We start from the raw sequence: 13,182 nt of genomic DNA, 5'->3' as shown, positions 1-13,182 counted from the left end.
AATGCGTGCTACACGGCTGAAAGGAGTGATGATAATGTCCTTCGCAGCCAAGACAAAAAAAGAGCTGACACAGTTTGAGCAAGAGTCATGCTGTGCCAAAGCGGAACTCGCTGCCTTAATTCGGATGAACGGATCGATGTCATTGGCTAATCGTCAATTAGGTCTAGATGTCACCACCGAAAATGCAGCGATTGCTCGCCGGATTTATACGTTAATTAAAAAGTTATATCCAGAGATCTTTGTTGAACTCATGGTTCGAAAAAAGATGAGACTTAAAAAGAACAATGTGTATCTTGTGAGAATTTCACACGAAGCGAAATACCTTTTAGAAGAACTAGGCATTCTCGGGGAAGGGTTTATGTTTATTCGGACGATTTCTCATGAGCTTGTGAAAGAAACATGCTGCAAGCGAGCCTACTTACGTGGGGCCTTTTTAGCAGGCGGATCGATTAACCATCCTGAGACGTCGTCGTATCATCTCGAAGTCTTTTCTTTATATGAAGAACATAATGCCTCAGTATGTGAATTAATGAACGAATACGATCTAAATGCAAAAACATTGGAACGTAAGAAGGGGTTCATCACGTATATGAAAGAGAGTGAGAAAATTACCGAGTTCTTAAGTGTCATCGGGGCTCATCAGGCGCTTCTTCATTTTGAAGATGTTCGGATTATGAAAGACATGCGAAACTCGGTCAATCGACTAGTAAACTGTGAGACAGCTAATTTAAACAAGACGGTCGGAGCGGCCTTACGACAAGTAGAGAACATTCGGCTCCTCGAACGAGAAATTGGCCTACAACAATTGCCTCCGAAATTACGAGAAATTGCCGAGTTACGTATGAAGCACCAAGACGTCACACTGAAAGAACTAGGGGATATGGTTGAAAGCGGAAAAGTTAGTAAGTCTGGCATCAATCATAGGTTACGGAAAATTGATCAGATAGCTGACCGAATTCGATCAGGACAATCGTTAGAAATCAATTTATAAAAAGAAATTGGGAGGGATTGTACATGGCTCAAAAAGAAGTGCAAGTAAAGTTGAAAGCTGGATTACAAGCAAGACCAGCAGCATTATTCGTCCAAGAAGCAAATCGTTTTTCTTCAGATGTCTTTATTGTTAAGGGTGAAAAGAAGGTGAACGCTAAAAGTATCATGGGCTTGATGAGTTTGGCGCTTGGTCAAGGAACAAATATTACGTTAATAACAGAAGGACATGATGAGGACGAAGCGCTTGATGCGTTAGCCGCTTATGTGGAGAAACAATCGTAAGAAGGAGGAGGTGCAGACTTTAGGGTCTGTGCTTTTTTGTGTTGGAGAGTTGGAAGGGTGGTTTGGATTGAAAAACGCCACCTATTTCTAGGTGGCGTTGGTCTTATTTAGCGGATGGTGATGAAATGACTTCATCAATGATCCCGTATTCTTTCGCACGAGTAGCTGACATGAAGTTATCACGATCTGTGTCACGGGCAATCACTTCAAGTGGTTGGCCTGTGCGCTCAGCTAGAATTTTGTTTAATGTTCCGCGCATTTCGATAATACGACGTGCGTGGATTTCAATGTCAGAAGCTTGACCTTGTGTGCCGCCAAGTGGTTGGTGAATCATTACTTCACTGTTTGGTAGAGAAAGACGTTTGCCAGGCGCACCGGCTGCTAGTAAGAAGGCACCCATTGAAGCGGCCATACCGATACAAATTGTTGATACTTTTGGCTTGATGAAGTTCATCGTATCGTAAATCGCCATACCTGCTGTGATCGAACCACCAGGGCTATTAATATAGAGCGAGATGTCCTTATCAGGGTCTTCTGCTTGTAGGAATAAAAGTTGAGCAACAATAGAGTTAGCTACGTTGTCATCAATCGCACTACCAAGCATGATGATACGGTCTTTTAGTAGACGAGAGTAAATATCGTACGCGCGCTCGCCTCTGTTTGTTTGTTCAATAACTGTAGGAATTAAATTCATAATCATTTCCTCCTTAGAATGGAATAAATCAGAATCATTAGGTTGATCCTAGCTGTCATGCGTCCGTGAATTACTGATGGATACGTATGTACGAACAGCATCATTTCCTTATGTACATCATACCTAATAGGTCAAAGAAGGTCAAATATTTTGTCTCCTCTATTACATAGTATTCCCTATCATGGTATGCAAAACCTTCTTCCATCATAGCCGAATTTTTTTCACTTCAAACGTGAATTGAATTTGTTATCGTCACGTTACGGATCTGTAGTATAATAGTAATATCTAAATTGGTCTGATTTGGAGTAGGATTCATATGATTTAGTAAGCGCTTACATGATATCTTAATCAAGTGAAAGTGTGGTATGATATCTATCGGAAGGAGGAAGTTTATGCAGTTTGGTCTTTTTCAACAGCAGACAACAACATTAGTCATGACACAAGAGTTGCGTCAGGCGATCCATTTGTTGCAGTACTCCACAGCAGACTTGTCCGCCTTCATACATGAGCAGGCTCTAGAGAATCCATTAATTGATTTGCAAGATCAAGCTTCTATGCAAGTAAGAAGCGAATCTTCCTATATAGGCACGGGTACCGAACGAACGAGAACATACCAAAAAGGGGATGATGCTTCCCCGATTGACTATGCGCTTGTTGATCAAAAAAGTTTAAGCGAGTATTTAATTGAACAAGCCGGAGAATTATCGTTAACCGGTGAACGAGAAAAGCAGTTACAGTACTTCATTTTCAGCTTGCGTGATGATGGGTACTTTTGTCGTCCGTTTGAAGAGGTGTGCGCCGACCTTCTATTAGGTACTGAAGAAGGGGAACAGGTACTACGGGTGTTGCAAAGCTTTGAACCGGCTGGTGTCGGAGCGAGGTCATTACAAGAATGCCTGTTACTTCAACTCAAGCGCCTAGTGAATAAAGCGCCACTGGCTGAAGTGGTTGTGACAGATCACATGGAACTACTTGCTTCAAAGAAGTGGAAGCAACTTGCTTCACAGCTCGATGTGATGATCGAAGACATTCAAGATGTATATGATTTGATCCAAACACTCGACCCGCGTCCTGGCACGCAATTTTCAGGGGAGCCAACGAATTACTTGATTCCTGATTTGAGCATTACGTACAGAGGTGGGGAGTTGGTCGTTCAGCTGATTGATGATTCACTTCCGCCCATTCGCTTGAACCGTGACTACGAGAGGCTTCTCCATCAATCGAACCAAGCCGAGGCGACCGAGTATGCTAAACAAAAATACCAACAAATTCAGTGGCTCTTAAAAAGCATTGAACAACGGCAGCAAACGATAAAGAAAGTCGCTGAAGCCATTGTTTGTCACCAACGCGATTTCTTTGAATCAAAAAGTGGCGTGTTAAAGCCGTTAACATTAAAAGATATTGCAGTAGAAATTGAGATGCATGAATCCACTGTTAGTCGAGCGACAACTCATAAGTACGCCCAAACTCCGCGTGGGTTATTTGAGTTAAAGGCATTTTTCACATCAAGTGTGAAAAATGGCTTCGGTGAATCAACTTCGAGTCAGTCGATTAAAGAATTATTAAAGCAACTGATTGCTGGTGAGTCCAAAGCTAAACCACTTTCTGATCAGAAGATCGTCACGTGGATGGAGAATGAAAAAGGAATTACCGTCTCTAGGCGCGCCATTGCGAAATACCGAGATGAACTAGGCATTCCTTCTTCAACGAAAAGGAAAAGATATGAATAAAAGCAAGGAGTATGTGACATGCTAGAAGTGAAGGTTTATTCGAAGGATCACTGTCCTTTATGTGACAAAGGGGTAGCTGTGCTAAAAGAATTGCAGCAAGAGATCCCGTTTGAATTTACAGTGATTGATATTTATCAAGATGATGACCTATTAGAGCAATACCAGCTCATGATCCCCGTAGTCTCTATCAATGGAGAAGACATTGATTTCGGACAATTCTCAAAAGGTAAAATAAGAAACCGTTTACATCAATTTAATCAGTAATTATCGCTTGTGTGCAGATCATTTCCTTGTTAAAATGAAGATGAAGATAAGGATTTGATCTTTTTTTACCCATATCGGGACACAAAACGACTGCGAGGGACGCATTTTATCCCGATAGGAAGATTGTGTAAAAGTGTTAAGAAGGAGTAATCAGTTCTATGCGTGTATTGTTAGATATTCAACAAAAATTATTACCTGACATGCTAGATGTGATGGTGAAGCGTTTTAAAATCCTTCAGCATATTCGCTTGATGCAGCCGATTGGGAGAAGGAGTTTATCTTCAAACATAGACATGTCAGAGCGTGTGTTACGCACGGAAGTGACATTTCTAAAGGGTCAAGGGCTTGTTCATTTTGCGACAGCTGGTATGACGGTAACCCCATCAGGTGAAGCACTTTTTTATCAATTAGAAGAAGTGATGAAGGAGTTACTTGGTTTACGAACGCTTGAAGAGCAAGTGCAACAAAAGCTTGGAGTTGGAAAAGTCCTCGTCGTCCCAGGAGACAGTGATGAAAACCCTTGGGTAAAACGAGAACTTGGCCGGGCGTGTATTGCAGAACTTAAAGCAAAGCGTCTGCCTCAAGATGTCATTGCGGTGATGGGTGGAACGACACTTGCCGCTGTTGCGGAGATGATGACACCAGATGTAGGCATGCGAGATGTGATGTTTGTTCCAGCGCGTGGGGGACTTGGGGAGAGAGTTGAAAACCAAGCCAACACGATAAGTGCTGAACTTGCAACACGAGCGGGTGCCCAGTACCGTTTGCTTCACGTTCCTGACCAATTAAGTGAAGAAGCGTATTCATCTCTCGTATTAGAGCCGTCGATCCAGGATATCCTAAAGCTGATCAAGTCAGCTCGGGTTGTCATTCACGGAATTGGTGAAGCGAATACGATGGCGACACGTCGTGGTTCAAAGGATACGTTTATGGACAAGATTGAACGGGAAGAAGCGGTAGCTGAAGCATTTGGTTACTATTTCAATCGAGAAGGAAGCATTATCCACAAACAACGGACGATCGGTTTACAGCTAGATGAGCTTGACCGAGATAAGTATGTAATCTCGGTTGCTGGGGGACAATCAAAGGCAGAAGCCATTTCTGCTTATATGAACAATCGTCCAAGTGATGTACTGATCACCGATGAATCGGCCGCTCGTAGACTACTTGAGATTGAACTGTAACATTAACTTTTATAGATAAAAGGGGTTTCCCTTTTTGATAAAGATAAGAAGCCTTTTACTTAGCTTTTCTTATCAACTTTTACTTACTACTAGGAGGAATTTTATTATGACAACGAAAATTGGTATTAATGGATTTGGACGTATTGGACGTATTGTATTCCGCGCAGCTTTAAACAACCCGAACGTAGAGGTTGTAGCAATCAATGACTTAACAGATGCGAACATGCTTGCACATCTTCTAAAGTATGATTCTGTACACGGTGTACTTGATGCGGAAATCGAAGTAAAAGACAACGCGTTAGTTGTGAACGGAAAAGAAATTAACGTAACTGCTCAGCGTAACCCAGCTGAACTTGCTTGGGGAGATCGTGGCGTAGAAGTAGTTGTTGAATCAACTGGTTTCTTCACAAAACGTGAAGATGCAGCAAAACACATCGAAGCTGGCGCGAAGAAAGTTATCATCTCTGCTCCTGCATCTGATGAGGATATTACGCTTGTTATGGGTGTTAATGAAGAGAAATACGATGCAGGAAGCCACCACGTTATTTCAAACGCTTCTTGTACGACGAACTGTCTTGCACCATTTGCAAAAGTATTAAATGACAAATTCGGTATCCGCCGCGGTATGATGACAACTGTTCACTCATACACAAATGATCAACAAATTCTTGATCTTCCGCACAAAGATTACCGTCGTGCTCGTGCAGCTGCTGAGAACATCATTCCTACAACAACAGGTGCTGCAAAAGCTGTTGCTCTAGTATTACCTGAACTTAAAGGGAAACTAAACGGTGGTGCTATGCGTGTTCCAACACCTAACGTTTCACTTGTAGACCTTGTTGCAGAACTTGATAAAAATGTAACAGCTGAGGAAGTAAACGCAGCATTCAAAGAGGCGGCTGAAGGTGACCTTAAAGGAATTCTTGCATACAGCGAAGAGCCACTTGTATCTGGTGATTACAATGGTAACCCAGCATCATCAACAATCGATGCTTTATCAACAATGGTAATGGAAGACAACATGGTTAAAGTCATCTCTTGGTATGACAACGAATCTGGTTATTCTCACCGTGTTGTAGATCTTGTTGAATATATCGCTAAACAAGGACTATAATTCAAAATAGATAGCGTAGGGGGAGGAGAGTTTAAGTACTAGCTCCCCTTTCCGCTGTCAAGTAATCGCGTAAAATGTGACTGGGAGGTCCGATCTAATGAACAAGAAAACGGTTCGAGACATTGAGCTTAAAGGGAAGAAAGTCTTTTGTCGTGTCGATTTTAACGTACCTATGAAAAGCGGAAAAATCACAGATGAAACACGTATTCGCGCAGCGCTACCTACGATTCAATACTTAGTTGACCAAGGAGCTAAAGTTCTTTTAGCAAGCCACCTAGGTCGTCCAAATGGAGAAGTCGTTGAAGAACTTCGTTTAACGCCAGTAGCAACTCGTCTTAGTGAGTTACTAGGCAAAGACGTGAAAAAGGTCGATGAAGCACATGGTAGTGAAGCAGAAGCGGCAGCTAACAGCTTAAACGATGGTGACGTGCTGTTACTTGAGAATGTTCGTTTTTACGCAGGTGAAGAAAAGAACGATCCAGAATTAGCAAAAGCCTTTGCTAATCTTGCTGATGTCTATGTTAATGATGCATTTGGTGCCGCTCACCGTGCTCACGCATCAACAGAAGGAATTGCCAAGCATATCCCCGCTGTAGCTGGTCTTCTTATGGAGAAAGAGCTAGATGTACTAGGGAAAGCATTGTCAACGCCTGAACGTCCTTTCACGGCAATCATCGGTGGAGCAAAAGTAAAAGATAAGATTGGTGTTATTGACAACTTACTAGATAAAGTCGACAACTTAATTATTGGTGGCGGACTTGCTTATACATTTATAAAAGCACAAGGTCATGAAGTTGGGAAGTCACTTCTAGAAGAAGATAAAATTGATCTAGCAAAAACATTCATGGCTAAAGCAAAAGAAAAAGGCGTTAATTTCTACATGCCTGAAGATGCGATTGTAGCGGATGATTTCTCTAAAGATGCTAACACAAAAGTTGTTAAGATCGATTCCATTCCTGCTGATTGGGAAGCTCTTGATATTGGACCGAAAACGATTGATACATACCGCAAAGTGGTCGCGGAATCAAAGCTTGTGATCTGGAACGGACCTATGGGTGTGTTTGAATATGAAGCATTCGCAAATGGTACAAAAGGTGTAGCTGAAGCTCTTGCAACAAGTGACGCCTATTCCGTCATTGGTGGTGGAGATTCTGCAGCGGCTGTTGAGAAGTTTGATTATGCTGACAAGATGAGTCACATTTCAACAGGTGGCGGAGCATCTCTTGAGTTCATGGAAGGTAAAGAACTTCCAGGCGTTTTAGCATTAAACGAAAAATAATTCAAGGACGAGGTGGTTTCATATGCGTAAGCCAATTATCGCTGGTAACTGGAAAATGAATAAAACACTTGGAGAAGCGAAGCAATTCGTCCAAGAAGTAAAAGCAAAAGTTCCTGCAAATAGTGAAGTAGACGCGGTTGTCTGCTCTCCTGCTCTATACCTTGAAAGTCTTGTATCAGAAACAAGCGGAACAGACCTATTAGTTGGCGCACAAAATGTTCACTTTGAAGAAAGTGGTGCATTTACAGGCGAAATCAGCCCTGTCGCTTTAAAAGACATGAACGTTTCTTATGTGATCATTGGTCACTCTGAACGTCGTGAAATGTTTGCAGAAACAGATGAAACAGTGAATAAAAAAGTCCACGCTGCATTCAAACATAATCTTGTTCCAATCATGTGCTGCGGAGAAACAGATGCAGAGCGTGAAGCTGGAAAAACAAATGATGTCGTACGTGAGCAAGTGGAAAAAGGTCTCGCTGGATTATCAGAAGACCAAGTAAAAGAAACGGTGATTGCGTATGAGCCAATCTGGGCAATCGGTACGGGTAAGTCTTCTTCAGCAGCTGATGCGAATGAAGTTTGTGCTTATATCCGTAAAGTCGTTGCTTCAAATGTAAGTGAAACAGCAGCTGATGCAGTGCGTATTCAATACGGTGGTAGCGTGAAACCTGCAAACATTGCAGAATACATGGCACAAACTGATATTGACGGGGCACTTGTTGGTGGCGCTAGTCTTGAAGCACAATCATTCCTTGAGCTTTTGGAGGCAGGTAAATGAGCAAGAAGCCAGTAGCACTGATTATCCTTGATGGATTCGCGTTACGTGATGAAGTTCTTGGTAATGCAGTGGCCCAAGCAAAAAAACCGAACTTTGATCGCTATTGGAATCAGTTTCCTCATGCTACACTAGAGGCAGCGGGTGAAGCGGTCGGATTACCTCCTGGTCAAATGGGCAACTCTGAAGTTGGTCATTTGAACATCGGTGCCGGTCGTGTTGTCTATCAAAGTTTAACTCGTGTGAACCTTTCGATTCGTGAAGGTGATTTCTTTGAGAATGATACGTTTCACGAGGCGATTAAGCATGTGAAAGCAAAAAACAGTGCCCTACATGTGTATGGACTACTGTCTGATGGTGGTATTCACAGTCATATCGATCATCTCTTTGCCCTGCTTGAACTTGCAAAACGTGAACAAGTCGAGAAAGTATACGTTCACGGTTTCCTAGATGGACGCGATGTCGGACCAACATCAGCTGAAATTTATGTGGACGCTTTGGAAAAGAAGCTAGCTGAACTTGGTGTAGGTGAACTTGCCAGCCTACACGGACGTTATTACGCTATGGACCGTGACCGTCGCTGGGATCGTGTTGAAAAGTCTTATCGTGCGATGGTATATGGCGAAGGACCAACTTATCAAGATCCAACAGAGCTATTAAAAGATAGCTATAAAAATGGAATCCATGATGAGTTCGTCATTCCATCCGTGATGACGAAAGAAGACGGAACACCAGTCGGTACCGTTCAAGATGATGACGCAGTGATCTTCTTTAACTTCCGTCCGGACCGCGCAATTCAAATGTCGCAAGTGTTCACAAATGAAGACTTCCGAGGTTTTGAGCGTGGACCGGCTCATCCTACTAGTGTTCACTTTGTGTGTATGACCCACTTTAGTGAATCAGTGGATGGCTATGTTGCATTCAAACCTTCGAACCTAGATAACACATTAGGCGAAGTGTTGGCGCAGCAAAACTACAAACAACTACGTATCGCCGAAACAGAAAAGTTTCCACATGTGACATTTTTCTTCAGTGGCGGACGTGAAACGCCGTTTGAAGGAGAAGAAAGAATTTTAATTGACTCTCCTAAAGTAGCGACATATGATCTTCAGCCTGAAATGAGTGCATACGAATTAACGGATGCCTTACTTGTAGACATTGAAGCGGACAAGCATGATGCGATCATTCTTAACTTCGCAAATCCTGATATGGTTGGGCATTCTGGAATGCTTGCTCCAACGATTAAGGCAGTTGAAGTGGTGGATGAATGCTTAGGTAAAATTGTTGATGCAATCACGGTAAAAGGCGGAGCAGCTGTCATTACCGCGGACCACGGTAATGCAGATGAAGTATTAACGCTTGAAAATATGCCAATGACTGCTCATACAACAAACCGAGTGCCTGTTATTGTGACACAAGATGGCCTTACATTACGTGAGGATGGTGTTTTGGCTGATTTAGCTCCAACAGTACTTGCCCTACTAGGTGGATCTCAGCCGAAAGAAATGACTGGTAAGAAATTATTTTAAGATTAATATTCAAGATTAAAATATGAGGAGTGATTTTTTTATGACAATGATTACAGATGTTTACGCACGCGAAGTACTTGATTCTCGTGGGAATCCTACAGTAGAAGTAGAAGTGCACCTTGAGTCTGGCGCTATGGGTCGCGCACTTGTTCCGAGTGGCGCGTCAACTGGTGAGTACGAAGCAGTTGAACTACGTGATGGCGGAGAGCGCTACATGGGTAAAGGAGTTCTTCTAGCGGTTGAGAATGTTAACGAAGTGATCGCGCCTGAACTAATCGGTGTTGATGCATTAGATCAACTTGGTATTGACCAATTAATGATCGAGCTTGATGGAACAGAAAATAAAAGCAAATTAGGTGCTAACGCCATTCTTGGTGTATCAATGGCAGTTGCACATGCAGCGGCTGAAGCACTTGGTGTACCATTATACGTTTACCTTGGCGGGTTCAACGCGAAGCAACTTCCTGTACCAATGATGAACATCATCAACGGTGGAGAGCATGCGGATAACAATGTCGACATTCAAGAATTCATGGTTATGCCTGTTGGTGCTGAAAACTTTAGTGAAGCCCTTCGTATGGGTACAGAGATTTTCCATAATCTTAAAGCTGTTCTTAAAGGCAAAGGTTATAACACAGCTGTAGGTGATGAGGGTGGTTTCGCTCCAAACTTATCATCAAATGAAGAAGCATTATCTACAATCATCGAAGCAATCGAAAAAGCTGGTTACAAGCCAGGTGAAGAAGTTGCTCTTGCGATGGATGTTGCGGCTTCTGAAATTTACAACAAAGAAGACGGTAAATACCATCTTTCTGGTGAAGGTAAGGTCTTAACTTCTGAAGAAATGGTTACATTCTACGAAGAGCTTGTTTCTAAATACCCAATCATCTCAATTGAAGATGGCTTAGACGAAAACGACTGGGATGGATTCAAGCTATTAACAGAGCGCCTTGGTGAGAAAGTTCAACTGGTTGGTGACGATCTATTTGTTACAAACACAACGAAGCTTTCTGAAGGTATTGAAAAAGGAATTGGTAACTCAATCCTAATCAAAGTAAATCAAATCGGTACACTAACTGAAACATTCGAAGCAATCGAAATGGCGAAGCGCGCTGGTTACACAGCTGTTATCTCTCACCGTTCTGGTGAAACAGAAGATGCAACAATCGCTGATATCGCTGTTGCGACAAATGCTGGTCAAATCAAAACTGGTGCTCCTTCACGTACTGACCGTGTAGCGAAGTACAACCAACTTCTTCGCATTGAAGATGAGCTAGCTAACGTAGCACAATACGCTGGCCGTGAAGCATTCTACAACTTAAAAAACAAATAATCTAAGCATTAGATTGAGCAAGAGCGTATGACGATACGCTCTTGCTTTTTTGATTCCATTCGATTGATTAAAAATCGAAATGATATGTAAGATTTAGTTGTGAGAATGTAACGATTTGTGGTAAAGTTATAGAAGCGCATATTGTGCTTGGAGGTGTAGTAGAGGTGCAAACGGTTGCTTTTGTTATGTTAGTTATCGTATCGATTTCATTGATTGCTGTTGTTTTACTTCAATCTGGACGTAGTGCTGGTTTATCTGGTGCCATTTCTGGTGGAGCGGAACAGTTAGTCGGTAAGCAAAAAGCACGTGGGATAGATGCTGTGTTGAGCCGAGCGACAGTTATACTTGCGGTATTGTTCTTTGTTTTGACAGTTACCGTAGCATATTTCATGTAATGACTGAGCAGCGGGGATGATCCTGCTGCTTTCTTTGTCTTACAAGATAAATGCATTCTACGAAAAAGCGGATTGTACGGAAGCAATTCCGGGTACAATCAAAGTAACAGCAAAGAAGGAGAAACGATATGATTGGATGCCTCTGTTTGCACGGGTTTACGGGTGAGCCTTGGGAAGTGGAACCGATTGCCACTCATCTTAAGAAAGAAGGATGGCTCGTCTATGCTCCTACGCTTCCTGGACACGGACCTGACGGAAACTTAAAAGATGTCACCTATAAAGAATGGGTGTATATGGCGGATGTAGCGGTACAAGAACTACTCGCTCGTTGTGAGAAAGTGTATGTCATTGGTTTTTCAATGGGCGGTATGTTAGCCTGTTATATAGCTTCGAAATACCCTGTATCAAAACTCGTCCTGCTTAGTGCGGCTGCTTATTATTTAAACCCACTGCAGCTGATACAAGATTTAAAAGAAGCTGTGCGGATGAGATTTCGTGGGGAGTTAAAAGATGATTTTACTTACAATTTGTATCGCAAAAAAGTGATCGAGACCCCTCTAGCTGCGGTGTATCAATTCATGCAAGCTGTGAAGGTGATTAGACCCTATTTAGCCAAGGTGAACGTACCGACCTTAATTATTCAAGGTGGAAAAGATGGTGTCGTACCGAGGAAGAGCGCAGAGTATCTTTTTGATATGATCACACATGAGGATAAAAAGCTTCGGTATTTAGAGAAGTCAAATCATATTATCTGTCACGGGTTTGAAAAAGAAGTTTTAATTGAAACGATAGATGCATTTTTAACCGATAGAATGGAAAAAAGAAAGGAAGACGAACATGAAAGTTGCAGCACCTAAGCCATTTACGTTTGAAGGGGGAGACCGTGCCGTCTTATTGCTACACGGTTTCACGGGGACAACAGCAGATGTCAGAATGATTGGACGTCATCTGCAAAAGCTTGGCTACACTTGTCACGCCCCTCTTTATAAAGGACATGGCGTACCTCCAGAAGAGCTTGTACATACAGGACCGAATGATTGGTGGGAGGATGTACAAGCTGGTTATCATTACTTAAAAGAGCTTGGACATGATGAGATCGCTGTTTGCGGTCTCTCACTAGGCGGGGTATTCTCCTTGAAAATTGGGTACACTTTACCTGTAAAGGGCATTGTGCCAATGTGTGCGCCTATGCGTCCCAAAACCGAAGATGTAATGTACAAAGGCGTTCTCGCTTACGCACGTGAGTATAAAAAACGTGAACAGAAGACTCCAGAGGTCATTAAGCAAGAAATGGAGACGTTTAGCGATACTCCAATGGGTACATTAAAATCACTACGAGAGCTCATTAGCGATGTTCATCATCATCTTGATCATATCTACGCCCCAACGTTTGTTGTTCAGGCGCGACATGATGAAATGATTGATATAGATAGTGCGACAATCATCCACGATCAAGTTGAGTCAGAGAAAAAATCATTAAAATGGTACGAAGAGTCAGGACATGTCATTACATTAGATAAAGAAAAAGAACAGCTTCATCAAGATATCCACGAATTTTTAGAGGGATTGGACTGGACTGTTTAGAAAATTAACAAGCATAAGGCTGTTAGGAA

At 42.3% G+C, this 13,182-nt stretch carries 14 protein-coding genes; 13 read left to right on the top strand and 1 reads right to left on the bottom strand.

Annotated elements, in window-relative coordinates; all coding sequences use genetic code 11:
• Positions 1 to 34 precede the first annotated feature (34 nt).
• Positions 35 to 991 carry a DNA-binding protein WhiA gene (whiA, locus tag CDZ88_RS13190; protein ID WP_100373991.1) on the top strand — a complete coding sequence of 319 codons (957 nt, stop codon included), beginning with the start codon at positions 35 to 37 and terminating at the stop codon, positions 989 to 991.
• A 23-nt stretch (positions 992 to 1,014) separates the two neighbouring features.
• Entirely contained in the window at positions 1,015 to 1,272 is a 258-nt protein-coding gene (locus CDZ88_RS13185; RefSeq protein WP_100373990.1) for an HPr family phosphocarrier protein, read from the top strand.
• A gap of 103 nt (positions 1,273 to 1,375) precedes the next feature.
• Here CDZ88_RS13185 and clpP read toward each other — a convergent pair whose 3' ends face one another.
• Entirely contained in the window at positions 1,376 to 1,972 is a 597-nt protein-coding gene (gene clpP, locus CDZ88_RS13180) for an ATP-dependent Clp endopeptidase proteolytic subunit ClpP (protein ID WP_269799264.1), read from the bottom strand.
• 386 nt (positions 1,973 to 2,358) lie between these two features.
• Between clpP and rpoN the strand changes: the two genes are divergently transcribed.
• The 11 genes from rpoN to CDZ88_RS13125 all read left to right on the top strand — a co-directional run bounded on the left by rpoN (position 2,359) and on the right by CDZ88_RS13125 (position 13,153).
• Positions 2,359 to 3,696: an RNA polymerase factor sigma-54 gene (gene rpoN / locus CDZ88_RS13175; RefSeq protein WP_100373988.1), complete on the top strand. Its 1,338-nt coding sequence runs from the start codon at positions 2,359 to 2,361 to the stop codon at positions 3,694 to 3,696.
• A gap of 18 nt (positions 3,697 to 3,714) precedes the next feature.
• On the top strand, positions 3,715 to 3,960 hold the full coding sequence (locus tag CDZ88_RS13170; RefSeq protein ID WP_100373987.1) for a glutaredoxin family protein: 246 nt from the start codon (positions 3,715 to 3,717) through the stop codon (positions 3,958 to 3,960).
• A gap of 158 nt (positions 3,961 to 4,118) precedes the next feature.
• A complete protein-coding gene (locus tag CDZ88_RS13165; protein WP_100373986.1) occupies positions 4,119 to 5,144 on the top strand; it encodes a sugar-binding transcriptional regulator in 1,026 nt (341 codons plus the stop codon).
• Positions 5,145 to 5,250: 106 nt separating this feature from the next.
• Positions 5,251 to 6,258, top strand: coding sequence for a type I glyceraldehyde-3-phosphate dehydrogenase (gene gap / locus CDZ88_RS13160; protein ID WP_100373985.1), 1,008 nt, complete (start codon positions 5,251 to 5,253; stop codon positions 6,256 to 6,258).
• 97 nt (positions 6,259 to 6,355) lie between these two features.
• Complete coding sequence (locus tag CDZ88_RS13155; RefSeq protein WP_100373984.1) at positions 6,356 to 7,537, top strand: phosphoglycerate kinase; 1,182 nt, start codon at positions 6,356 to 6,358, stop codon at positions 7,535 to 7,537.
• A 22-nt stretch (positions 7,538 to 7,559) separates the two neighbouring features.
• Entirely contained in the window at positions 7,560 to 8,315 is a 756-nt protein-coding gene (gene tpiA / locus CDZ88_RS13150; protein ID WP_100373983.1) for a triose-phosphate isomerase, read from the top strand.
• Positions 8,312 to 9,841 carry a 2,3-bisphosphoglycerate-independent phosphoglycerate mutase gene (gene gpmI, locus CDZ88_RS13145; RefSeq protein WP_100373982.1) on the top strand — a complete coding sequence of 510 codons (1,530 nt, stop codon included), beginning with the start codon at positions 8,312 to 8,314 and terminating at the stop codon, positions 9,839 to 9,841. The genes tpiA and gpmI overlap by 4 nt, the downstream gene beginning before the upstream one ends.
• A gap of 40 nt (positions 9,842 to 9,881) precedes the next feature.
• Positions 9,882 to 11,174 (top strand): phosphopyruvate hydratase, encoded by a 1,293-nt coding sequence (gene eno / locus CDZ88_RS13140; RefSeq protein WP_100373981.1) that lies wholly within the window; start codon positions 9,882 to 9,884, stop codon positions 11,172 to 11,174.
• 164 nt (positions 11,175 to 11,338) lie between these two features.
• Positions 11,339 to 11,569 (top strand): preprotein translocase subunit SecG, encoded by a 231-nt coding sequence (gene secG, locus CDZ88_RS13135; RefSeq protein ID WP_100373980.1) that lies wholly within the window; start codon positions 11,339 to 11,341, stop codon positions 11,567 to 11,569.
• A 128-nt stretch (positions 11,570 to 11,697) separates the two neighbouring features.
• Positions 11,698 to 12,426 (top strand): alpha/beta hydrolase, encoded by a 729-nt coding sequence (locus CDZ88_RS13130; protein ID WP_100373979.1) that lies wholly within the window; start codon positions 11,698 to 11,700, stop codon positions 12,424 to 12,426.
• Entirely contained in the window at positions 12,407 to 13,153 is a 747-nt protein-coding gene (locus tag CDZ88_RS13125) for an alpha/beta hydrolase (RefSeq protein WP_100373978.1), read from the top strand. Before CDZ88_RS13130 ends, CDZ88_RS13125 begins: the two co-directional genes overlap by 20 nt.
• Positions 13,154 to 13,182: the final 29 nt, after the last annotated feature.

The sequence above is a fragment of the Bacillus sp. FJAT-45037 genome, assembly GCF_002797325.1.
Classification (GTDB): domain Bacteria; phylum Bacillota; class Bacilli; order Bacillales; family Bacillaceae_D; genus Alkalihalophilus.
This window is presented reverse-complemented; position numbering and strand designations above follow the sequence as displayed.

Excerpts from the sequence above, each read along its gene's own strand:
- CDZ88_RS13165 (WP_100373986.1), top strand. The coding sequence starts at position 4,119 with ATGCGTGTATTGTTAGATATTCAACAAAAATTATTACCTGACATGCTA.
- CDZ88_RS13125 (WP_100373978.1), top strand. The coding sequence starts at position 12,407 with ATGAAAGTTGCAGCACCTAAGCCATTTACGTTTGAAGGGGGAGACCGT.
- clpP (WP_269799264.1), bottom strand. The coding sequence starts at position 1,972 with ATGATTATGAATTTAATTCCTACAGTTATTGAACAAACAAACAGAGGC.
- rpoN (WP_100373988.1), top strand. The coding sequence starts at position 2,359 with ATGCAGTTTGGTCTTTTTCAACAGCAGACAACAACATTAGTCATGACA.
- gap (WP_100373985.1), top strand. The coding sequence starts at position 5,251 with ATGACAACGAAAATTGGTATTAATGGATTTGGACGTATTGGACGTATT.
- whiA (WP_100373991.1), top strand. The coding sequence starts at position 35 with ATGTCCTTCGCAGCCAAGACAAAAAAAGAGCTGACACAGTTTGAGCAA.
- eno (WP_100373981.1), top strand. The coding sequence starts at position 9,882 with ATGACAATGATTACAGATGTTTACGCACGCGAAGTACTTGATTCTCGT.
- CDZ88_RS13155 (WP_100373984.1), top strand. The coding sequence starts at position 6,356 with ATGAACAAGAAAACGGTTCGAGACATTGAGCTTAAAGGGAAGAAAGTC.
- gpmI (WP_100373982.1), top strand. The coding sequence starts at position 8,312 with ATGAGCAAGAAGCCAGTAGCACTGATTATCCTTGATGGATTCGCGTTA.
- CDZ88_RS13170 (WP_100373987.1), top strand. The coding sequence starts at position 3,715 with ATGCTAGAAGTGAAGGTTTATTCGAAGGATCACTGTCCTTTATGTGAC.
- CDZ88_RS13185 (WP_100373990.1), top strand. The coding sequence starts at position 1,015 with ATGGCTCAAAAAGAAGTGCAAGTAAAGTTGAAAGCTGGATTACAAGCA.
- tpiA (WP_100373983.1), top strand. The coding sequence starts at position 7,560 with ATGCGTAAGCCAATTATCGCTGGTAACTGGAAAATGAATAAAACACTT.
- CDZ88_RS13130 (WP_100373979.1), top strand. The coding sequence starts at position 11,698 with ATGATTGGATGCCTCTGTTTGCACGGGTTTACGGGTGAGCCTTGGGAA.